Below are 21,460 nucleotides of genomic sequence, written 5' to 3'. Positions count from 1 at the left end.
CCTACCTGCGCTGCCCCTTCGCCACCCTATGGAATTAACCAACCTGGATTTTCAACAAGCCAGGATTAAGCAGGTTTTGTTTAAGTCGCGGCTGCGCTCCGTGCTCTACGGGGTGCGCGAAGCCGACGAGGCGTTGTTCTCGCGCCCGCTCAACCCCTTGGGGCAGTGGCTCGACGCGGTGGTGCGGCCCAAGTACGGGGTGCACCCGGAGGTGCGCGAAATCGAGCGGGTGCTCCTGCAGATGCTCAGCACCGGCCGCGACCTGGCCGCCCAGTACCAGCGCGGCCAAATCGAAGAGTCCCGCGCCGGCCTCGACCGCGTGAACGCCCAGGCCGCCCAAATCGAAGGCCTCTTCCAGAGCCTTGAGCAACGCGCCGGGGCCCGCAAAGCGGCTTAACGCGGTTTCGGGGCGGGGGCCGTAGGGGCGGGGCTTGCCCCCGCCCGTCGTTGCGCAATGCAGCCGAAAGCCGGGCAACGGTAAGCGTGGACGGGCCCCGCCCCTACTACATTGCCCACCCGTGCAGCGACTTCGAAACCGCGCCGGCAGTTGCTTGCACCGGCATCCGTGCGGGGAAAGGCCCGCCTTTGCAGTTCCGGTTTGAACGGTTTGCCCGGACGCCACTCAAGCGGGAGACACGGGGTGAGTAATACAAAACCGACCATTTGTGGGCCCTGCCGACGCAAGGTGCCGGCGAATTAAATGGTCGGGAAAGGTTTGCGTACTTTTTGGCGCGGATGTATCCGTGTTTCTGCCGCTTCTTATTTACCAAACCCACCCCGATGAACGCCCACCATTTGCTAACCACCGCGTTGCTCGCGCTGCTCGGCCCCGCGGCCCACGCGCAGCCCGCCCCGCGCACCTTCCACCTGAAATCGCCCGACGGCAAGCTCGACCTGACGGTGCAGGCCGGCCCCCGCCTCACCTGGGCGGTGCAGCACGAGGCCACGCCGGTCATCACCCCCTCGGCCGTGGCCCTGACGCTGGCCGGGGGCGAGGTGCTGGGCAACAATGCGGTGGTCAGCGGCACCAAAACGGCGGCCGTGAACACGACGTTCGCCACCCCGATTTACAAGAAAAGCCAGGTGGTGGACCACTACAACCAGCTCACGCTGAATCTGAAAGGGGATTACGGCCTGATTTTCCGGGCCTACGACGACGGGGTGGCGTACCGCTTCTTCACCCGGCGCAAGGGCGAAATAACGGTGCAGAGCGAGGAAGCCAACTTCACCTTTGCCCAGGACTTCCCGGCCCTGCTGCCCTTCGTGCGCGACCTGCGCGACCCGCGCGACCTCTACATTTCCTCGTTCGAGGCCCTGTACTCGCCGCTGAAGCTGTCGGAAGTGGTGAAGGTGAAGCGGGACACGCTGGCCTTTTTGCCCGCGCTGGTGGCCGTGGGCGGCGGCAAAAAGGCCGTGGTGCTGGAGGCCGACGTGGAAGACTACCCGGGCATGTTCCTGACGGGCGACGCGCAGGGGGCCCCGGCCCTGCACGGCAACTTCGCCCCCGCCCCGCTCACCGAGGCGGCCGGCGGCTTCCACAACATGCAGCTCGTGGTGCCCAAGCGGGCCGGCTACCTGGCCAAAACCCGGGGCACCCGCAGCTTTCCGTGGCGCACGGTGGTCATCAGCGCCGCCGACAAAGACCTGGCCAACAGCGACATGGTGCAGAAGCTGGCCGCGCCCTCGCGCCTCAAAGACGTATCGTGGATCAAGCCCGGCAAGGTGGCCTGGGACTGGTGGAACGACTGGAACATCTCGCACGTCAACTTCCGGGCCGGCATCAACACCGACACGTACAAGTACTACATCGACTTCGCCTCGGCCAACAAGCTGGAGTACGTCATCCTGGACGAGGGCTGGTCGGAGGAAACCGACATCCTGAAGATTTCGCCCCAGGTCGATTTGGCGGCGCTCATCGCCTACGGCCAGCAGAAAAACGTGGGCATCATCCTGTGGGCCAACTGGCGGGCCATCAGCGAGAAGACGGACGCGGCCTACGGCCAGTACGCCAAAATGGGCGTGAAGGGCTTCAAGATTGACTTCCTGGACCGCGACGACCAGAAGATGGTGAACTCGACCTACACCCTGGCCCAAAAAGCGGCCGACCACCACCTGCTGGTCGATTTCCACGGCATGCACAAGCCCGACGGCTTGCAGCGCACCTACCCCAACGTGCTCAACTTCGAGGGCGTGAAAGGCCTGGAAAACAACAAGTGGACGCCCCACGACGACGTGCCGCGCTACGACGCCACCCTGCCGTTCATCCGCATGCTGGCCGGCCCGATGGACTACACCCCCGGGGCCCTGCGCAACGCCACCAGGGCCGAGTTCCGGCCCAACAACTCCAAGCCCATGAGCCAGGGCACACGCTGCCACCAGCTGGCCATGTACGTGGTGTTCGAGGCCCCCCTGCAAATGCTGGCCGACAGCCCCACGGCTTACCTGAAGGAGCAGGAAAGCACCGATTTCATCGCCGCCGTGCCCACCACCTTCGACCAGACCGTGGCCCTCGACGGCAAGGTGGGCGACTACGTGGCCCTGGCCCGCCAGAAGGGCGACACCTGGTACGTGGGGGCCCTGGGCAACTGGGACGCCCACGAAATGACCCTGGACCTGGCCTTCCTCGGCGAGGGCCAGTACGAGGCCGTAGTGTTCCGCGACGGCGTGAACGCCGACCGCGACGCCACCGACTACAAGCGCGAAGTGGTGCCAGTGTCGGCCCAGAGCAAGCTGAAAATCAGCCTGAGCAACGGCGGCGGCTGGGCGGCGCGCATCTACCGGAAATAGCTTGGGGGCGGGTGGCCCCGGGGCTACCCATTTGCGCGGCCTTTTCTCCTTCTTGATATGATGCACCGCAAACCACGGGTTGCCTTTTTATTGACGCTGCTGCTGTGGCTGGCGGGCCCCGGGGCCCGGGCCCAGGACACGGTGGTACAGTACCTATCGGGCACCGATAAAGACCACACGGTGCAGTGGGATTTTTTCTGCACCAAGGGCCAGAACAGCGGCAAGTGGAGCAAAATCGCGGTGCCCTCGAACTGGGAAACCCAGGGCTTCGGTACGTACAATTATTACCGCGACGAAATCAACCCCGACGAGCAGGGACTGTATAAGCATTCGTTTCGGGTGCCGGCGGCCACCCCGGGCAAGCGCGTCTTTATCGTGTTCGAGGCCAGCATGACCGACACCGAGGTGAAAATCAACGGGCAGCCGGCGGGGCCCGTGCACCAGGGCGGCTTCTACCGCTTCAAGTACGACATCACCGACCTGCTGAAGCCGGTGGGCCAGGACAACCTGCTGGAGGCGACGGTGAGCAAGCACTCGGCCAACGCCTCGGTGAACCAGGCCGAGCGCAAGGCCGATTTCTGGCTGTTCGGGGGCATTTACCGGCCCGTGTACCTGGAAATCGTGCCCCCCACCTACCTCGACCGCCTGGCCCTGGACGCCCGGGCCGACGGGGCCCTGCGCGTGGACGCCTACGCCGTGAACGCGGCCGCCGGCCAGGCCGTGACGGCCGAGGTGCGGGAGCTGGACGGCCGGCGCGTGGGCAAAATGCTTTCGGTGCAAGCGGCGGCCGACCCCGACAAAACCACCCTGCGCGGGCAGTTTCCGGGCGTGCGGGCCTGGACGCCGGAAGCGCCCCAGCTCTACAACCTGGTGGTGACGCTGGGCAGCGGCCGGGGCACCGGGCACCGCCTGACGCAGCGCTTCGGCTTCCGCACCCTGGAGCTGCGGCCCCGGGACGGCATTTACGTGAACGGCAGCCGGGTCATCCTAAAGGGCGTGAACCGGCACAGCGAATGGCCGGAATCGGGCCGGGCGCTGAGCAAGCAAATCAGCCTGCTCGACGTGCAGCTGATGAAGGAGATGAACATGAACGCCGTGCGCATGTCGCACTACCCGCCCGACGCGCACTTCCTGGATGCGTGCGACTCGCTGGGCCTGTTCGTGCTCGACGAGCTGACCGGCTGGCAGGCCAAGTACGACACCATCGTGGGCCGCAAGCTGACGCGCGAGCTGGTGGTGCGCGACGTGAACCACCCGAGCATCCTGTTCTGGGACAACGGCAACGAGGGCGGCTTCAACCGGGCCCTCGACGGCGACTACGCCCTGTACGACCCGCAAAAACGGCCCGTGCTGCACCCCTGGGAGCGGTTCAACGGCACCGACACCAAGCACTACCCCGACTACAACTACGTGCAGAACGCGGTGCTCTACGGCCAGGACGTGTTCATGCCGACTGAGTTCATGCACGGCCTCTACGACGGCGGGCACGGGGCGGGGCTGGAAGATTTCTGGAACCTAATGCGGCAGCACCCGTACCTGGGCGGGGGCTTTTTGTGGTCGTTCCACGACGAGGCCGTGGTGCGCACCGACCAGAACGGCCGGCTGGACGCGGCCGGCAACGCGGCCCCCGACGGCATCCTGGGGCCCCACCGCGAAAAGGAAGCCAGCTTCTACACCATCAAGGAGCTGTGGGCCCCGGTGGTGATTGACAAAACGTTTATCGCGCCGGGCTTCGACGGGCGGCTGGCGGTGCAGAACCGCTACGACTTCACCAACCTGCGCCAGTGCCGCTTCGCCTGGAAGCTCGTCTCGTTTCCGGGGCCCGGGGCCGCCGGCACGGCCCCCAGAACCAACGCCGCCGGCACCGCCCCGCCGCCCGCCCTGGCCCCGGGCGAAACCGGGTGGCTGGCCCTGGGCCTGCCCGCCGCCTGGGCCCGGAGCGACGCGCTGTACCTGACCGCCTACGGCCCCGACCAGCGCGAAATCTTCACCTGGACCTGGCCCATCCAGCCCCCGCAGGCCACCAAAAAGCCGACTACCGCTGCCCCAGCCGCCGCGGTGGCCGTGAGCGAGCCGGCCGGCAGCCTGCTGGTGCAGGTGGACGGCCTGGGCTACTACTTCGACCCCACCACGGGCTACCTGCAAAAAGTGGCCGGCCCGAAAGGCGACGTTTCGCTCTCGGGCGGGCCGGTGCTGGCCGGCGTGAAGCAGGCCCTCAAGCAGCTGCGCCACTACGCGGCCGGCCCGGCCCACGTGGTGGAGGCCACCTACGAGGGCGACGGCAGCAGCTTCCGCGCCAAGTGGACGCTGGCCCCCGGCCAGCCGGCCCACCTCGAGTACCAGTACGCGCAGCGGGGCGAGGCCGACTTTATGGGCCTCACCTTCAACTACCCCGAGGAGAAAATCACCGGCATGAAGTGGCTGGGCCGGGGCCCCTACCGGGTGTGGAAAAACCGCCTCAAGGGCCAGCAGTTCGGGGTGTGGCACAAGGATTACAACAACGCCATCACCGGCGAAACCTGGCAGTACCCCGAGTTCAAGGGCTACCACGCCGACCTGTACTGGGCAGTGGTGGAAACCAAGGAGTCGCCGTTCACGGTGTACGCCGACGACCCGGGCATCTTCCTGCAAATGGGCAGGCCCACCCGCCCCGCCGGGGCCACCAACGACAACACCTCGCCCGCCTTTCCCGACGGCACCCTCGGCTTCCTGAACGCCATTGCCCCCATCGGCACCAAGTTCCAACCGCCCGCCCTGCTGGGCCCCCAGAGCCAGAAGAACCTGATGCTCAACTACACGCCCGTGAGCGGCAGCCTGTGGTTTGACTTCCGGTGAGGCGGTTCCGCCCAGCGCGCCGTAGGGTGCGGGGCTGGCCCCCGCCCGTCGTCGAACGAATCTGGTTTCAACCGTGCGGCGACGGGCGGGGGCCAGCCCCGCACCCTACGGCATCTTCGCAAACCACTTCGGGACAAGGGCAAACCCACGCGCTACAGCCGGAACAGGGCGGCGGCGTTGCGGGTGGTGGCCTCGGCCACGGCCTCGGGGGTTTGGCCCAGCAGGGCGGCCACGCGGTGCAGCACCAGGGGCAGGTAGGCGGGCTCGTTGCGCTGGCCGCGGTAGGGCACCGGGGCCAGGTAAGGGCAGTCGGTTTCGAGCAGCAGGTGCTCTAACCCAATGCCGGGCAGCATCTTATCGGCCCCGCCGTTTTTGAAGGTGGCCACCCCGCCGATGCCCAGCTTGAAGCCGAGCCCGATGACCTGCGCGGCCTCCGCCGGCGAGCCCGAGAAGCAGTGGAACACCCCGCGCAGGGTGCCGTCCTGGGCGGCGGCCACCAGGGCCACGGTTTCGGCGAAGGCCTCGCGGGTGTGCAGCACGATGGGCAAATCGTGCTTTTTGGCCAGGTTCAACTGAATTTTCAGGGCCTCCTGCTGCTCGGCGAGCAGGGTTTTGTCCCAGTGCAGGTCGAGGCCGGCCTCGCCCACGGCGGCGAAGGGGCGGCGGGCCAGCCAGGCCTCCACTTCGTAGAGCTGCTGCTCGAAGCCGCGCGTCACGGAGCACGGGTGCAGGCCCATCATGGCGAAGCAGGTGTCGGGGGCCTCGGCCTCCAGGGCCAGCATGGCGTCGATGCTGCTGTGGTCGATGTTGGGCATGACGATGGTGCCCACGCCCGCGTCCTGGGCGCGGCGCAGGGCGGCGAGGCGGTCGGGGCCGAACTGCTCGGAGTAGAGGTGGGCGTGCGAATCGGTGAGGTGCATAGGGCGGCAAAGGTCGGGCCCCGGGCCGGGGGCGGCAAGCCGCCGGGGGCAAAAACGGCCTTCCCTCGCCCGGGGCCCGGCAGCGGCAGGGCCCGCCGCGCCGATTGGTACGTTTCCAACGATTGCTGTCCACCTGGCCCCCGCGGGCGCGGCCGGGGCCCCGGCCGCGCCCCGGGGCCCTAAATTGGCCGCCTCAGCCCACCTAACGCCCTGGCAATTCCCATGCTCTACCCCCGCAAAATGATGACCCTGGTGGCCACCGCTGCCCTGCTCCTGCCGGCCGCCGCCCAGCCGCCCGCCCGGCCAGCCACCACAACCCCGTTGGCAAACAACGCCTTACCCGCCGCACCGAACGCCCGCGCCGCCAAATTCGTGAGCCGCCACGGCCGGCTGAAAGTGGTGGGCACCCAGCTGGTGGACCAGCACGGCCAGAAAATGGTGCTGCGGGGCGTGAGCTTCGGCTGGCACAGCCTGTGGCCGCGCTTCTACAACGAGGCGGCGGTGGGGTGGCTGGCCCAGGACTTCCACTGCAACGTGGTGCGGGCGGCGATGGGCGCGGAGGTGGGCGAGCGGTGCTACAAGAAAGACCCGGCCTTCTCGAAGGAAAAAGTGAAGGCCGTGGTGGACGGTGCCATCAAGGCCGACATCTACGTCATCATCGACTGGCACAGCCACAACATCAACCTCGCCGAGGCCCGGGAATTCTTCGGCGAAATGTCGAAAACCTACGCAAAAACGCCCAACGTCATCTACGAGCTGTTCAACGAGCCCGACCAGGAAACCTGGCCCGAGGTGAAGGCCTACGCCGAGGAAATCATCAAGGTCATCCGGGCCAACGACCCCGATAACGTTATCCTCGTGGGCTGCCCGCACTGGGACCAAGACATCAACCTGCCCGCCGCCGACCCGATTCAGGGCCAGAAAAACCTGATGTACACCATGCACTTCTACGCCGCCACGCACCCCAAGTCGCTGCGCGACCGCACCGACGCGGCCCTGGCCAGCGGCCTGCCGGTGTTCGTCTCCGAATCGGCGGGCATGGAGGCCTCCGGCGACGGCCCCCTCAACCCCGAAGCCTGGCAGGCCTACATCGACTGGATGGAAGCCAAGGGCCTGAGCTGGATTACCTGGTCGGTGTCGGACAAGGACGAGACGTGCTCGATGCTCCAAAAATCGGCCAGCTCAACCGGCCCCTGGAAAGACGCGGACCTGAAAGAATCGGGTCTGAAAACGCGGGCGTACCTGCGCCGCTACAACGTAGAGAAGTAGGTTTTTAGGCAACCCGGTTTTAACAAAAGAACGTCATGCTGAGCTTGCCGAAGCATTTCTTCCGCTCACTATTCTAATAGTCAAAAGTGCTTCATGCAAGAGGCAGAAGAAGGGAAAGGAAGCCGAAATCAATTCTTTAAGATTAAGCCTTTGTTGGTAATGATAATGCCGGTTCCGTTAGGAGAAAACCCAATGTTGCGGCAGGCGTCGTTTGTCGGTAGCACGTGCTCGACCTGCCAAGTATGTCCGCCATCGTGCGTACGCTCGACGTCGAGTCCCGCCAAATAACCGTCTTGCTCGTTGAGAAAGACACCATTGGAGGTGCTCGGGGGCAACCCATCTACTTTTTGCCAAGACGTTCCCCCGTCCAATGTCTTGTAGAGACGCTGACCCAATGTGCCCGCGAAGCCGACCTTTTCGTTGAGAAACGAAAGGGTCGTGATGGTACCGTTGGCCCAGGGAATGTTCTGCCACGTTTCGCCTTGGTCGATGGTTTTCAATAAAATACCGGCGTCATTGGTCAGGTCTGTACCGTAGCCGCCCGCAGCATAGCCGGTGCCCGAACCGAAGCATTGCAGTTTATCAAGCCCCACCAAACCGCCATCGAACACGGTGCGCCAGGTTTGACCGCCGTCAACCGTTTTTTGCAGCGAGTTGATGGTGGCCGAAATTCCCATCTGCGCGTTGAAAAAGTATAGAGCGCTACTTCCAGTGCGGTACGTAGGACTAACTGTTTTGCGCCAGGTATCGCCCCCATCCACGCTTTTGTACAGCACCCGGGGGCTATTAAATCCGCCCGCGGAAATGTCGGGCCCGCAAGCATAAAGCACTGAGTCGTTGGCAGGGTACAGCGTAATGAATTTGCTAACCTGCAAACTGCTCAGATTGATGGAGCGCCAGGAGCTTCCTCCATCTACTGTTTTTAGTAGCACGGGATCGCCGAATAGCCCCTTATCAATCCCACCACAAATCCAGCCCATTTGATTACTGCTAAAATGCACCTCTTCCATTGACAGGATAGGAGCGTTCGCTACAGTTATAGCTTGCCAAGGGTCAGGTATACTGGGTGTCGCTGTTTCTTTGTGACAGCTTAACAAAAAGCTGGACAACACGATGTAAGACAACAGTATACGCTTATTATTCATAACGAGAAATCATCAAACTTGGCATGGTGGCTCAATGAGGAGCGCAGCAGGACTATTTTGGTTGCAATCCCTCCTGTACCAATGATTTTAGACCAATTTTTAGCTAAAAGCACTGTTATCCTTTTGTTTCCCATTTCAAACGGAAAACAAAGAGCGTATGCTCAGCAGTAAAGCACTGTACTCCGGCACCTGGTAAAAATACTACGCTGGGCGCAGCGGTCGGGTGGGCCAAAACCCACCATTTTTCCGAGAGTTGTCCGGGAAGGAATCTTATCGATCAAAATAGTGAGCGGGAGAGCTGTTTCGGCTGCGCTCGGCATGACGGCTTTCTTCACACATAAACTGGCCCGTCTGGGCCCTCACTCGTAGCGCCGCCCCTTCCACACCACGGGCCCGCCGACCAGCTGGAAATAGAGCATGCCGAACGTGATGGCCAGCGTGTAAAACTCGAACAGTGGCAGCAGCCCCACCCGCAGCCGCAGCCCGGCCCGGCGGTAGCACACCGCCGCCAGGGCCCCCTGCACCACCACTTTGGCGGCCCACGCGGCCAGCGCCAAGCCCGGGCCGCCCGCCCAGACAAGGGCCCCCAGCGCCGGCCAGAAGCTACTGAACACCAGCAGCTCCAGGCGCAGGCGCAGCGGCAGGGCCTGCACCCCGCGCAGCCAGCGGCGGCGCTGCGTGAACAAGGCCCGCCAGGTGGGCATAGGCAGCGAATCGGCCCGGGCCCCGGGGCTGAACACCTGGCGGAAGCCGTAGCCCGCGGCCAGCACCGCCCGGAACAGAGCGTAGTCCTCAACGACGGAGAACGGCAAGGCCGCGTAGCCGCCGGTGGCCTCGTAGGCGGCGCGGGCCACGAGCATGTTGTTGCCCATGGCCGTCACGGGGCGGCCGGCGGCGCTCACCACCTGCACCAGGCCCAGCGACAGCAGCCAGTCGAGGCCCTGAAGCTGGTCGAACAGCCGGGGCCCGCGCACCGTTGTGATGCCCGTGACCGTGCCCACCCCGGGCCCGGCGTGGGCCAGCAGCGCGGCCACCCAGTTGGGCGGCAGGCTGATGTCGGCGTCGGTGATGAAGAAGTAGTCGGTGGTGGCGCGGCGGGCCAGGTGGGCCAGCACGTTGGCCTTGCCCCGCGCCGTACCCAGGGTTTCGGTAATGGGCACCACCGCAAAATGCCCCCCGAAACCCCGCATGGCCGCTTCGGCCACGGCGGCCGTGGCGTCGGTGCTGGCGTCGTCGCCCACGAACACTTCGAGCAGCTCGGCCGGGTAGCGCAGGGCCCGCACGCTGGCCAGGCAGCGCGGCAGGGCCAGCGCTTCGTTGCGGGCCGCGATGAGGATGCTCACGCGGGGCAGCGGCACGGGCAGCGGCGCGGCGGCCGGGGCCCCGCGCCGGGTGGCCAGCCGCTCCGCCGCCCCGGCCAGCGCCAGCAGCCACAGCAGGCAGTACAGCAGTAAAAAAGTGGTCATAAGCGGCGGGTCACAGGGCCGCGAACTCGAAGCCGCGCCGGGCGAAGTACGCCAGCACGTTCGGCAGCACGTAGCGCAGCCGGGCGCTGGCCTTGCGGCTGTCGTGAAACACGAGGATGTCGCCGGCGCGGGCGGTGGCCAGCGTGAGGCGCAGGCAGTCTTTGGGCGGCAGGCGGGGGTCGTAGTCGCGCGTGAGCACCGACCACAGCACCACCCGGTACTCGGCCCGCAGGGCCCGCAGCAGCGGCCAGGTGAGGCGGCCGTAGGGCGGGCGGAACAGCGGCTTTTCGTTAGCTATTAGCTGTTGGTTGGTATTAGCTATTAGCTGTTGGCTGTTAGCTGTTAGCTTCGGGGATTTGGCCGCAGAGCCAACAGCCAACGGCTGGGAGCCAACAGCTAATAATGAGAGTGCCTGCTGGCAGCGGGCCACGTCGGCGAGGTATTCGGCCCGGGGGGTTTGCCAGGCGCTGCGGTGGTGGTGGGTGTGGTTGGCCAGGCGGTGGCCGGCGGCCAGGGCGGCGCGGGCAATGGCGGGGTGGCGGGCCAGGTTGTCGCCCACGCAGAAAAACGTGGCCCGGGCCTGGTACCGGGCCAGCTGCGCCAGCACCCAGGGCGTCTCCTCGGGCACGGGGCCGTCGTCGAAGGTGAGGTAGAGGCGCGGGCGGCCGTCGGGGCCCGCGGCGGGGGCCCGCCACTCGGCCCCGGGCAGCAGGCGGTGCAGCAGCCGGGGCGGGCGGGTGAGCAAGGCCCCCTGGAACCAGCGCATCAGCGGACGATGCGCATGAAGGCCACGCCGGCCCCGGGAAGCGGGCCCAGCACCTGGGCCAGGGCCTGCAAAAACGCCTTCGCCGTGTCGGGGCGGCCGCCGGCGGGGCCCGGGCCCAGGTGGCGGTAGTGCTCGCCGCGCCACTCGCCCACCACGGTGGGGGTGCCGGCCTCGTCGGTGCTGCGGCCCAGGGTGGCTTCGAGCAGGAAGTAGCGGGGGCGCGGGGCGTCGTCGGGCGCGGAACCAGCGGCGGCGGGGGCCGGGGCGTCGTCTTCCACCTCGTCCTCGTCGTCCGATTCGGGGTCGTACACCAGGGCGGCCAGGTGGGCCTCGGTGCTGGCCTGGGGGGCGGGCAGGTGCAGCAGGGCCACGGCGCGGCCGGCCACCTCGTGCCAGTGCAGGCGCAGGCCGCGGGGCGGCACGTGCTCGGCGGGGGGCAGGCCTTCGGCGGCCTTTTCCCACATGTAGTGCAGCAGCTCGCGGGCCAGGGCGGGGTCGGCCAGCTCGCGGCGCACGGCCCCCGGGCGGCGGTTGGCCAGCTGGGGCACCAGCACGTGGGCAAAAGTGTAGGGGTGCGGACGGGCCATAAGTCCGGCAAAAATAAGCCGCCCCAGCCTTAGTTGTCAGTTGCTCGTTATTAGTTATTCGTTGCTAGTTGTCCGTTGTCAGGGCCTATCCGAAATAGGCCGTCATGCCGAGCGCAGCCGAGGCATTTCGCGTGCGGCAGTAATCAAACCCCGTGCAACGGAGCACGCGAGATGCCTCGGCTGCGCTCGGCATGACCGTTCTTTTTTTCCCTATTCGGACAGGCGCTTAGTTGGCAGTTGTTGAATAAGTTGACGACAACAAACAACGAGCAACTAAGCCGCTCCCGGCCCGGCCACGGCGGCTTGCACGGCGGCCCAGATGACCTCGGCGCTGCGGGCCCAGTTGAAACGCGCCTGGTTGGCCAGGCCCTGGGCGGCCAGGCGGGCCCGCAGGGCGTCGTCGGCCCAGAGGCGGGCCAGGGCGGCGGCGATGGCCGGGGCGTCGAAGGGGTCGGCGAACAGGGCCCCGGCCGGGCCCGCCACCTCCGGCAGGGCGCTCACGCCGGCCGCGAGCACCGGGCAGCCGCTGGCCTGGGCCTCCACGATGGGCAGGCCAAAGCCTTCAAAATAAGGAATGTACACCGTGGCCCGCGCCGCCGCGTAGAGGTCCACCAGCTCGGCGTCGGCCACGCGGCCCGTGAACTGCACGGCCTCCGGGTGGCGCATGGCCTGGTAGGCGGCGAAGATGGGGCCCGCCCGCCAGGCCCGCCGGCCCACCACCAGCAGCCGGGCCGCGGCCGCGGCGGCCCCGCCGGCTTCCTTGAACAGGTCGAACGCCCGCAGCAGGGTGCCCAGGTTTTTGCGCGGCTGCAAGGCCCCCACGAACAAAAAATACGGCCGCCCGCCGCTGAATTTTTCGCGCGTGGCGTGCTGCGTCGCCGCGTCCTGAGGCCGGAACTGCGCCGCCGGGGCGTTGTAGGCCACGCGGATGCGCCCCGGGTCGAGGCCGAAAGTGGCCACCAAATCGGCCTTCGTGGCTTCCGACACGGCCACCAGCTGCCGCGAGGCGCGGGCGAAGCGGGGCAGGAAAAACCGGTAGTACCGGCGCACCAGCCAGCCCACGTCGGCGGGGTAGTGCAGGGCGGCCAGGTCGTGCATCACCGTCACGCGGGGCACCCGGGTGGCCAGCGTCGTGAAGCCGTCGGGACTAAGGAAGGCCGCCGGCCGGTGCCGCGCCAGCCACCGGGCCACCGCCCCCTCGAACCAGGCCACGAACAGCACCGGGTGCCGCGCCGGGGGCCCCAGCACGTGGCCCACCACGTTGGGCCCCAGCAGGTAGCGCCGGTCGTAGGGCCGGTCGAAGAGGAAGTGAAACGTGACCTCCGGGTGCTGGGCCACCAGGCAGCGCAGCGTTTCCAGGGTGAAGCGCCCAATGCCTTCGAGCCGGTCGCCGGGCAGCAAAAAACGGGTGTTGACGGCGAGGTGCAAGGGAATATTTATATATTATTTGCTTATGGAATTTAATTAATTGAGCAGCAGATTTCAATTTGGCATATATATGTATATATTTAATTTGTTTAGGAAGTCGTCAGAACGTCATGCTGAGCGCAGCCGAAGCATCTCTACCGCAGCAGTAATCATGATTAGTTGAGCAGTAGAGATGCTTCGGCTGCGCTCAGCATGACGTTCGATTTTGAATTTCCAGACTTCCTAAACAGCTTCATCAAAATAATTCCTCTTTCACCGCCCCGTAACCGAGAAACGCAATACCTTCCGTTATGAACACATTGTTTACGCGCTTACTTTTTACGTAAAAAAGCTTATATACATCAAAGTATTCGCCTTTTTCAATATTTAACAAGCTACTGTCAACGGCTTTCGTAAGAACTTTACATATTGGCTGTGAACAGACTCTTTGGTATACAATTCCTTTGCTCGCTCTGTCTAGAACGTAAAGGGTGTATGAATCGCAGTAGCCTTTGCTATATACTTCAATAAATGAGAGGGAATCTTGTCTAAACAGAATAGATGCGCCGCATTTGGCGCAGAGCTGTTCTAATGCGCGTTTTCTAGTCCAATTAGCTCCGTTAAGCAGGATATTATCGACGGGTATTTTAAATTTTTCCGCAAGTGAAGTGTCTGACTTACGTGCTGCCACTTCATTCAATTCGAGCACTTTTCTCGTAAATGCGGCGTTGATTTGTTTTGAATAATTTTCCACATCAAAATCGCAGGCAGCAGGTGCAGCAGCCCCGCTGTTTTTCAATTTGGCATCGCCCACGCGGCCTGGTGTGGCGCAAGAGGCAGCCAGCAACACCCATTGAGCAACGACGATAGAACGCATTCTGCTGTTCATTGCCGGTTGAATTAATTATCTCGTCCTCCCGGCAGCAGCTGCCGGATTTCCGCCAGCCGCACCAGGCCCGTGCCCAGCCCAATCAGGCCAAACACCCCGGCCATGAGCCCGGCCTCCAGCCACCAGGGCAGCCGCAGGCCGGCCCGCGCGGCCCACCACGCGCCGCACAGCAGGCCGAAGGCCAGCAGCAGCCGGGCCAGCAGCGCCCAGGGCAGGGCCACGCCGGTGCGGCGGGCCACCAGCACGAGGTAGGCCCCCGACACGGCCGCGGCGCACGCCAACGTGTTGCAGGCCGCCGCCACGGCCCCGAAACGGGGCAGCAGCCACAGGTTCAGGGCCACGTTGAGGGCCAGGCTGCCGGCCACGGCCCAGCTCACGGCCCGCTCGTGGGCGGTGCTCGTGAGCAGGGTGCTGTAGATGGCAAAAAAGGCGTGTACCAGCACGTTGAGAAACAAAATGCGCAGGCACAGAGCCATTTTGGCGAGTTCGGCCGGGCTGCTGTGCCCGAACTGCCAGAACAGCACCTCCCCCCGGAACAGCCCGAACGCCACCACGAACAGCAGCGGCGCGGCCACCACCCGCTGCCCGAACCACAGCAGTCGGCGCTGGGCGTCGGCGTCGTGCGGGGTGCTGGCAAACTTGGCAAAAAACAGCGGCAGCACCGTCCAGGCGTACATCATCACGGCCTCGACCCAGCGGTAGGCCCCGGCGTAGTAGCCGGCCTCGGCGGGCGAGTGCAGGCGCTCGAGCATCACCATGTCGATGCGCTCGTTGGCCCCGTAGAGCAGCGTCATCAGGGCAAACGGCAGGGTGGCCCGCAGCGCCTGCCGGGCCCGGGGCCCGTGCCAGCGGTAGGGCACCCGCCCAAACAAGCGCGTGAACAGCCCGTAGAGCAGCGCCGCCGTGAAGGCCGCCGCCCCCAGCCGGGCCCCCACGTAGCCGCCCAGCGTGAGGCCGCCCGGCAGCAGCGCCAGGATGGCGGCCAGCAGCAAGGCTTTTTCGAGCACCGAGAGCAGCGCGTCGGTGTTGAAGTGCTGGCGGGCCTGCACCGGCCCGCGCAAAAACTGCCCGTACTGGGTGAGCAGCAGCGCGGCCGTGACCGCCGCCAGCAGGCCCAGCTGCGGGCCCCGGTAGCCCAGGGCCCAGCCCACGGGCAGCGCCGCGGCCAGCGCCGCCAGGCCGAGGGCCGCGCGCAGGGGCAGCAGCACCGGAAACTCCTGCCCCAGGAAGTCGGGCTCGGCGGCCACGCGCCGCACGGCGTAGGGCGTGAGGCCCAGGTCGGCGAGCACGGCCACCATGATGCCCAGCGAGGTGAGGGCCGTGACGAGGCCGAAGGCGGCGTGGCCCAGGCGGTCCTGCACCAGGTTTTCGACCAGAATCCAGCCCGGCTTCACAGCCAGGTTGAGTAAAACGACGAAGCTGATGTTGCCGAGAAACCGTTTGATGACGCGAGAAGCTGAAGGGTGGCGGGCCCCGCGCCCGGGGGCCGGCAAAGCTACTACGCGCCGGCCGGGGCCCCGGGCCGGGCCGGCGCGTAGTAGCTTTGCCAGGCGCCGGCCGGCGGCCCGGAATTTATTCCGGGCGCGGGCGAAGGGTTTCGCCACGGGCCGGCCGCTTTTTAGTTTATGTCCGCACCGTCGTTTTCGCTCGTGGGCCTGGGGCCCATCCTCCACCGCTGGAAGTACCTGGTGGCCGCCGCGGTGGTGGCCGCCGCCCTGGTAAGTGCCTTAGTGGCCTGGCAGCTGCCCAACCAGTACAAGTCCACGGCCGTGTTCTTTCCCACCAACCTGCAAAACGCCGACCCCGACCGCATCGTGGAGGGCACCAAGCTGGAGCTGACCGGCCGCGGCGAAGACCTGGACCGCGCCATCACCATCGGGCAGTCGCAGCCGGTGGCGGCGCTGCTCGTCAAGCGCTTCGACCTCTACCGCCACTACGACGCCGGCGCGCCCGGCACCGACAAAGCCGACACGCAAGTGCTCAACGAGTTCGCCTCGAACCTCGACATCGTGCGCAACGAGCGCGACGCCATCGAGCTGACGTTTACCGACCGCGACAAGCACCTGGCGGCCGCCGTGGCCAACGCCCTGGTGGGGGTCATCGACTCGGTGAACCAGCAGCTCACCCTCACCAACCGCGGCCGGGTGCTGGTGCTCTACGGCCGGCGCTACGACTACCTGCGGGCCAGCTACGAGCAGGCCCGCCGCCAGCTGGTGGCCCTGCGGGCCCGCTACGGCATCTTCAACTACGACCAGCAGAGCCGCTACCTGGCCAAGCAGTTGGTGGAAACCGAGGCCGCCCTGAGCCGGGCCGAGGGCGGCGGGGGCGGCAACGCGGCCGCCCTGCGCCGGGCCCTGCACAACCTCACCCGCGCCGACGGCGGCCGCGTGATGAACACGGAAAGCTTCATCCGCGGCACCGATTCGCTTTCGCTCATCGGCAACCGGGTGGCCGATTTGCAGAGCCGCCTCACCGGGGCCCGGGCGGCCTACGAAACGGCCGAGCTAACGATTAAGGGCCGCGTGAGCAGCGTGTACCTGGTGCAGCCGGCTTACCCGGCCACCAAAAAATCCAAGCCCGTGCGCTGGCTGATTGTGGTGGGCTCGGTGGTGCTCACCTTCGCGCTGGCCGTCATCGTCGTCGCCCTGCTCGAGCTGTACCGCTACAACCAGCGCCGCCTCGCCGGCCCCCTGTAGATGCACGCCTTCCTGCTCCGCCTCTGGCCCCAGGACGGCCCCCAGCGCCTGTTCGTGGGCCTGTTTGCCCTGCTCATTATCGGGGCGGCGGCGGCCGCCCTCGCCAACAGCCCGGCCCTGCTGGTGCCGGGCCTGCTGGGCCTGGGCCTGCTGGTGGCCTTCGTGGAGTGGCGCTGGCTGTACTACGCGCTGTTCTTCACGCTGGCGTTTTCGTACCCCATCGGCCTGCCCGGCGGCCTGACGATGGACGTGCCCTCCGAGCCCCTGATGCTGGCCCTCACGGCCTGCGTGTGGGGGGCCCTGCTGCTGGGCCAGGGCCGGCTGCCGGCCCGCGAGTGGCGGCACCCGCTGGTGGTGGTGCTGGCCCTGGGGCTGCTGTGGAGCGCCGTCGGCATCGGGTTTTCGGTGGATACCACCAAGTCGGTGAAGTACGTGCTGGCCAAGGTGTGGTACCTCACGCCTTTCGTGCTGGGCACGCTGCTGGTGGTGCGCCGCCCGGCCGACGTGTGGCGGCTGCTGGGCGTGTACGCGGCCGGGGCCACGCTCAGTACGCTCTACGTTATCAGCCGCCACGCCACCCGGGGGTTTGCCTTCGATACCATCAACTGGGCGGTGAAGCCGTTCTACCACAACCACGTCACCGTTGCCACGGTGCAGGCGCTGCTGCTGCCGTTTGTGCTGCTCGGGGCTGGGGCCGTGCCCCGGGGCTGGATGCGCCGGGCCTGGCAGGCCAGCCTGGTGGTGCTGCTGTTCGGGCTGTGCACGTCGTACACCCGCGCCTCGCTGCTGGCCCTGCCGGTGGCGGGCCTCTACTACCTGGTGCTGCGCTGGCGGCTCACGGGGGCCCTGCTGGGGGCCCTGGCCCTGGGCGCGGGCGGGGCGGCGTTTTACTTCGTGCACGAGAACAACTTCATGCTCTACGCGCCCGATTTTGAGAAGACCATCTTCAACGGGCACAACTTCGAGAAGCACCTCGAAGCCACCTACAAGCTGCAGGACGTATCGGGCATGGAGCGCGTGTACCGCTGGGTGGCGGCGGCCCGCATGGTGGCCGACCGGCCCCTGACGGGCAGCGGCCCGGCCACCTTCTACCCCGAATACAAGCGCTACACGGTGCGCAGCTTCCGCACCTACGTGAGCGACAACCCCGAACGCTCGACCACCCACAACTACTTCCTCTTGCAGCTGGCCGAGCAGGGGGTGCCGGGCTTCGTGCTCTTCGCCACGCTCGTGGGCTGGGCCCTGCTCACGGCCCAGCGCCTCTACCACCGGGCCCGCCACCGGCCCGAGGTGCGCCGCGTGGTGCTGGCCGCCGCGCTCTCACTGGTCGTCATCGTCTTCCACCTGACGCTAAACGAACTGGTGGAAGTAGACAAAATCGGCTCCGTCTTCTTCGTCTGCCTGGCCCTGCTGGTGCGGGCCGATTCGTGGCTGGCGGAGGAACCGGGCAACGACTGACTATTCAGCTACTTGGTTTCGCGCCAAGTTTCGCGGAGTTAAAATTAAGTTTCGCAAGAGTTGCCCCGGCGAAGGGCACGTTCCACGTTGCGAAACTTAATTTTAACTCCGCGAAATTTGGCGCGAAATGACGCCCGGCGTGCTTACTCATTTCATCCGGCAGCTGAGGATTGTCACGTCGTCGGCAAACTGGTCGGGGCCGCCGCCGAAGGTGCGGATTTCGCGCAGCAGCGTTTCGTGCAGGCGCGGCAGGGGCAGGTAGCGGTTCTGGGCGATGACGCGCAGCACGCCTGCTTCGCCGAACTCATTGCCTTCGGCGTCGAATACTTCCGTGAGGCCGTCGGTGTAGTTGAAGAGCAGCGAGCGGGGCGGCACCTGCACTTCGCCCACCTCCAGCCCGGGCAGCTCCTCGATGATGCCGAGCATGACGGAGCCGGTTTTAAGGAACTGGGGGGGCCCCTGGTCGGGCAGCAGGATGGGGTCGTTGTGGCCGGCGTTCACGAAGCGCAGGCGGCGGGTGCGGCAATCGTAGAGGCCCAGGAACGCGGTGATGAACTTCTCGCCCCCGGCGTTGCGGAAAATCAAGTGGTTCAGCTCGTGGGCGATGACGGCCAGGTCGGCCCCCTGGCGCAGCAGCGTGCGCAGCCCGGCCTGGAAGTTCGACATGAGCAGGGCCGCCGCCACGCCCTTGCCGCTCACGTCGGCGATGCAGAGCAGCAAGCGGTCGGCGTCGATTTCCACCACGTCGAAGTAGTCGCCCCCGATTTCGGTGTGGGGCACGTAGGTGCGGGCCACGGCCACGGCCGCGTTATTGGGCAGGTGCGTAGGAAACAGCAGGCGCTGCACGTCCTGGGCAATCTCGATTTCGCGCTGCAAGGCCGCCGCGGCCACCCGCTGGCGGGTGAGGCGGCGGTTTTCGACGGCCCCGATGAGGATGTTGGCCAGCGTTTCGAGGAACTTGGTGGCTTCCTGGCCGGCGTAGTCGGCCTGGGCCGTGCCGATGAGGGCGTAGGCCAGCACCTGCCCGGCCTGGGTCACCGGAATCACGGTTTCGAAGCCGGCCCAGGCGGGCCCCAGGTCGAGGCCTTCCATGACGCAGGGCACCGCGCAGCACTGGGCCGACACGACGGCCGGCAGGGGCCCCACGGCCGTCGGAAACGCCACTTCGGCCCGGTACACGCCGTCGCTGAGCACGTACAGCGCCAGCCGGCGCACCCCGAGCTGGCCGATGAGCGTGAACTGAAAAATTTTGTAGAGCGCGGCCTCGCTGGTCGAATCCTGGGTGATGGCCTGGGTGATTTCGAGCAGGGCGTTCAACTCGCGCTCTTTCAGGAAAAGGCGCTTGTCGGGGATGGTGTTGGGCATGATGAAAAACAGGGCCCTAGCGGACGGCCGTTTTGGGGTCGTAGGCGTCGCGCAAGCCGTTGCCCAGTAAATTAAAGCTTAAAACCAGCAGCGAGATGGCCGCGCCCGGCAGCACCGTGAGCCACAGCCCCGCTTGGGTACCCAGCAGGTCGTAGCCTTCCTTCACCATCAGGCCCCAGCTGGGGGCCGGGGGCTGCACGCCCAGGCCCAGGAAGCTCAGGCCGGCTTCGAGCAGGATGGCGGCGGCGAAGTTGCTGGTGGCCAGCACCAGCAGGGGCCCGCGCAGGTTGGGCAGCAGGTGCCGGGCAATGAGCCGCGCCGTGGGCAGCCCCAGCACCCGCCCGGCCTCCACGAAGGTGGCCGAGCGCAGGCTCAGCAGCTGCCCGCGCACCACCCGGGCCACGTCCACCCACATGGTCAGGCCCACGGCCAGGAAGCTGACCCACACGCCCTTGCTATCCAGCGCCAGCGAAATGGCGATGACCAGCATGATACCCGGAATGCTCCACACCACGGTCATCAGCCCGAGCAATACGCTATCAATCCAGCCGCCAAAATAGCCGGCCAGGGCCCCCACCGCCATGCCCAGCGCCATCGAGATGAGCACCGCCACCAGCCCGATGCCCAGCGAGATGCGCGTGCCCAGCAGCAGGCGGCTCAGCTCGTCGCGCCCGGCCTTGTCGGTGCCCAGGGCATAGGTGCGGGTAACCCGGGCCCCGGCGGCCACGCGCTGCGGGGGCCCCGGCGCGGTGCCGGGCTCGGCCCAGGACCGGATGAGGGCCGAGTCGGGCCCCAGGGCCCGGTAGGCGCTGATGGGCGCTTCGTCGTAGGCCGGTTCGCGGCCGCCCAGCCAGGTGCGGAAGATGTTGTTGGCCGGCCGGGCGGCCAGCACCGAATCGGGTAGCGGCCGGCGCAGGAACTGCACCCGCAGCCCGGGGCCCTGCTTTTGCAGCGCCACGAAGCCGTGGGCGGCGTCGGGCGAGTTGTCGGGCAACACCCAGTAGCCCAGCACCGACACCGCCGCGCACAGCACGATGAAGGCCAGCCCGCACACGGCGGGCCCGTTTTGCCACAGGCGCTGGCGCACGTAGTAGCCCGGCGGGCGGGCGGCCGGCGCGGGCGGCGGGGCGGGCAGCACGGGCGGGGCCACGGCTAGCGGGTGTTGTGGCGCAGCAGCCCTTCCTTGGAAGCCAGGTAGCTGGCGTCGGCCGCAATGGCCCCGTAGGAGGTGGGCTCGTAGGCCAGCTCGGTGTCGGGGTCGGGCCAGTAGCTGCGCACGAGGCCCTGCTCTAGTAGGCTGCGCAGCTGCTCGCGCAGCTCGGGCACGGGCAGGCCGGTTTTTTCCAGCAAGGTGCGGAAGGGGGTCACGAAGTACAGCTCGTCGAGCAGGTCGTATTCAGGGTCGGTCACGGGAGGCAAGTAGGCGGGGAGCAAAAGTACTTGCGGGAAGGGCACTTTAGGACTGCACCAGGCTAGCCGAAAGTGTGCAACTAGAAACGGGCAACCTGGTTGATATTTACACTATAAAGCAAGCAGAATCAAGAGAACGTTAGATCATGAATAGAACAGCTACCAAGTTTTTAAGCGGAGTATTAAATATTTTGGCTTGTCTAGTTGCTATAACGGTCGTCTTGTATAGACAGAACTGGTTTGGCGAAGGCGATACTTATTCTTTCGTACTCTGGACAATCCCCCTCGCTGTCGGACTTTCAATTAGTGGGGAGAAAATTCTTACTATTTTTCAGAGCGTCCACATCTTATTAAAATTAGTCTTTATGAGGTGGTCTAGTCAAGGCGCACAGAAGCAGGACGTATATTTCCTGAGTCATGAGTGCAGAAAAGACCAAGAAGACGCCGGATAAACGGCGTA

Annotated in this window: 17 protein-coding genes; 6 read left to right on the top strand and 11 right to left on the bottom strand. The window is 66.0% G+C overall.

Going from position 1 to position 21,460, the window contains the following annotated elements; translation table 11 throughout:
* The first annotated feature begins 28 nt into the window (after positions 1-28).
* From HNP98_RS21025 to HNP98_RS21015, 3 genes are all read left to right on the top strand, one after another.
* A complete protein-coding gene (locus HNP98_RS21025; protein WP_173812154.1) occupies positions 29-397 on the top strand; it encodes a hypothetical protein in 369 nt (122 codons plus the stop codon).
* A gap of 383 nt (positions 398-780) precedes the next feature.
* The gene (locus HNP98_RS21020) at positions 781-2,787 is read left to right on the top strand and encodes a glycoside hydrolase family 97 protein (RefSeq protein ID WP_173812153.1); all 2,007 of its coding nucleotides are present in this window, start codon (positions 781-783) and stop codon (positions 2,785-2,787) included.
* 57 nt (positions 2,788-2,844) lie between these two features.
* Positions 2,845-5,622: a glycoside hydrolase family 2 protein gene (locus tag HNP98_RS21015; RefSeq protein ID WP_246275270.1), complete on the top strand. Its 2,778-nt coding sequence runs from the start codon at positions 2,845-2,847 to the stop codon at positions 5,620-5,622.
* A 152-nt stretch (positions 5,623-5,774) separates the two neighbouring features.
* On the opposite strand, the gene HNP98_RS21010 is transcribed toward HNP98_RS21015, so the two are convergent.
* Complete coding sequence (locus tag HNP98_RS21010) at positions 5,775-6,542, bottom strand: TatD family hydrolase (RefSeq protein WP_173812152.1); 768 nt, start codon at positions 6,540-6,542, stop codon at positions 5,775-5,777.
* 222 nt (positions 6,543-6,764) lie between these two features.
* On the opposite strand from HNP98_RS21010, the gene HNP98_RS21005 reads away from it, so the two are divergent.
* Positions 6,765-7,811 (top strand): glycoside hydrolase family 5 protein, encoded by a 1,047-nt coding sequence (locus HNP98_RS21005; protein ID WP_246275269.1) that lies wholly within the window; start codon positions 6,765-6,767, stop codon positions 7,809-7,811.
* Positions 7,812-7,939: 128 nt separating this feature from the next.
* On the opposite strand, the gene HNP98_RS21000 is transcribed toward HNP98_RS21005, so the two are convergent.
* From HNP98_RS21000 to HNP98_RS20970, 7 genes are all read right to left on the bottom strand, one after another.
* Positions 7,940-8,821 carry a WD40/YVTN/BNR-like repeat-containing protein gene (locus HNP98_RS21000; RefSeq protein ID WP_173812151.1) on the bottom strand — a complete coding sequence of 294 codons (882 nt, stop codon included), beginning with the start codon at positions 8,819-8,821 and terminating at the stop codon, positions 7,940-7,942.
* A gap of 494 nt (positions 8,822-9,315) precedes the next feature.
* Complete coding sequence (locus HNP98_RS20995; protein ID WP_173812150.1) at positions 9,316-10,422, bottom strand: glycosyltransferase; 1,107 nt, start codon at positions 10,420-10,422, stop codon at positions 9,316-9,318.
* A 10-nt stretch (positions 10,423-10,432) separates the two neighbouring features.
* Positions 10,433-11,188 (bottom strand): polysaccharide deacetylase family protein, encoded by a 756-nt coding sequence (locus tag HNP98_RS20990; RefSeq protein WP_173812149.1) that lies wholly within the window; start codon positions 11,186-11,188, stop codon positions 10,433-10,435.
* Entirely contained in the window at positions 11,188-11,775 is a 588-nt protein-coding gene (locus HNP98_RS20985; protein ID WP_173812148.1) for a hypothetical protein, read from the bottom strand. The genes HNP98_RS20990 and HNP98_RS20985 overlap by 1 nt, the downstream gene beginning before the upstream one ends.
* Positions 11,776-12,048: 273 nt before the next feature.
* The gene (locus HNP98_RS20980; protein ID WP_173812147.1) at positions 12,049-13,203 is read right to left on the bottom strand and encodes a glycosyltransferase family 4 protein; all 1,155 of its coding nucleotides are present in this window, start codon (positions 13,201-13,203) and stop codon (positions 12,049-12,051) included.
* A 235-nt stretch (positions 13,204-13,438) separates the two neighbouring features.
* Positions 13,439-14,071, bottom strand: a complete 633-nt coding sequence (locus HNP98_RS20975) for a hypothetical protein (protein WP_173812146.1) — start codon at positions 14,069-14,071, stop codon at positions 13,439-13,441.
* 11 nt (positions 14,072-14,082) lie between these two features.
* Positions 14,083-15,675, bottom strand: a complete 1,593-nt coding sequence (locus HNP98_RS20970) for a lipopolysaccharide biosynthesis protein (protein ID WP_173812145.1) — start codon at positions 15,673-15,675, stop codon at positions 14,083-14,085.
* Between the two features lie 21 nt (positions 15,676-15,696).
* On the opposite strand from HNP98_RS20970, the gene HNP98_RS20965 reads away from it, so the two are divergent.
* The gene (locus tag HNP98_RS20965) at positions 15,697-16,767 is read left to right on the top strand and encodes a GumC domain-containing protein (protein ID WP_173812144.1); all 1,071 of its coding nucleotides are present in this window, start codon (positions 15,697-15,699) and stop codon (positions 16,765-16,767) included.
* Positions 16,768-18,225, top strand: a complete 1,458-nt coding sequence (locus HNP98_RS20960; RefSeq protein WP_173812143.1) for an O-antigen ligase family protein — start codon at positions 16,768-16,770, stop codon at positions 18,223-18,225. It begins immediately after the preceding gene.
* A gap of 147 nt (positions 18,226-18,372) precedes the next feature.
* Here HNP98_RS20960 and HNP98_RS20955 read toward each other — a convergent pair whose 3' ends face one another.
* The 3 genes from HNP98_RS20955 to HNP98_RS20945 are packed head-to-tail and all read right to left on the bottom strand — an operon-like array spanning position 18,373 to position 21,000.
* Complete coding sequence (locus HNP98_RS20955) at positions 18,373-19,590, bottom strand: PP2C family protein-serine/threonine phosphatase (protein ID WP_173812142.1); 1,218 nt, start codon at positions 19,588-19,590, stop codon at positions 18,373-18,375.
* 16 nt (positions 19,591-19,606) lie between these two features.
* The gene (locus HNP98_RS20950) at positions 19,607-20,740 is read right to left on the bottom strand and encodes an ABC transporter permease (protein ID WP_317171170.1); all 1,134 of its coding nucleotides are present in this window, start codon (positions 20,738-20,740) and stop codon (positions 19,607-19,609) included.
* Positions 20,741-20,742: 2 nt separating this feature from the next.
* On the bottom strand, positions 20,743-21,000 hold the full coding sequence (locus tag HNP98_RS20945; RefSeq protein WP_173812141.1) for a hypothetical protein: 258 nt from the start codon (positions 20,998-21,000) through the stop codon (positions 20,743-20,745).
* Positions 21,001-21,460 lie beyond the last annotated feature (460 nt).

This window comes from Hymenobacter caeli (assembly GCF_013294115.1).
Classification (GTDB): Bacteria; Bacteroidota; Bacteroidia; order Cytophagales; family Hymenobacteraceae; genus Hymenobacter; species Hymenobacter caeli.
This window is presented reverse-complemented; position numbering and strand designations above follow the sequence as displayed.

Bases quoted from the DNA above. Each gene is read 5' to 3' on its own strand.
- HNP98_RS20990 (WP_173812149.1), bottom strand. From the start codon at position 11,188: ATGCGCTGGTTCCAGGGGGCCTTGCTCACCCGCCCGCCCCGGCTGCTG.
- HNP98_RS20955 (WP_173812142.1), bottom strand. From the start codon at position 19,590: ATGCCCAACACCATCCCCGACAAGCGCCTTTTCCTGAAAGAGCGCGAG.
- HNP98_RS21020 (WP_173812153.1), top strand. From the start codon at position 781: ATGAACGCCCACCATTTGCTAACCACCGCGTTGCTCGCGCTGCTCGGC.
- HNP98_RS20995 (WP_173812150.1), bottom strand. From the start codon at position 10,422: ATGACCACTTTTTTACTGCTGTACTGCCTGCTGTGGCTGCTGGCGCTG.
- HNP98_RS20965 (WP_173812144.1), top strand. From the start codon at position 15,697: ATGTCCGCACCGTCGTTTTCGCTCGTGGGCCTGGGGCCCATCCTCCAC.
- HNP98_RS20960 (WP_173812143.1), top strand. From the start codon at position 16,768: ATGCACGCCTTCCTGCTCCGCCTCTGGCCCCAGGACGGCCCCCAGCGC.
- HNP98_RS20985 (WP_173812148.1), bottom strand. From the start codon at position 11,775: ATGGCCCGTCCGCACCCCTACACTTTTGCCCACGTGCTGGTGCCCCAG.
- HNP98_RS20975 (WP_173812146.1), bottom strand. From the start codon at position 14,071: ATGAACAGCAGAATGCGTTCTATCGTCGTTGCTCAATGGGTGTTGCTG.
- HNP98_RS21005 (WP_246275269.1), top strand. From the start codon at position 6,765: ATGCTCTACCCCCGCAAAATGATGACCCTGGTGGCCACCGCTGCCCTG.
- HNP98_RS21000 (WP_173812151.1), bottom strand. From the start codon at position 8,821: ATGGAAGAGGTGCATTTTAGCAGTAATCAAATGGGCTGGATTTGTGGT.
- HNP98_RS21015 (WP_246275270.1), top strand. From the start codon at position 2,845: ATGATGCACCGCAAACCACGGGTTGCCTTTTTATTGACGCTGCTGCTG.
- HNP98_RS21010 (WP_173812152.1), bottom strand. From the start codon at position 6,542: ATGCACCTCACCGATTCGCACGCCCACCTCTACTCCGAGCAGTTCGGC.
- HNP98_RS21025 (WP_173812154.1), top strand. From the start codon at position 29: ATGGAATTAACCAACCTGGATTTTCAACAAGCCAGGATTAAGCAGGTT.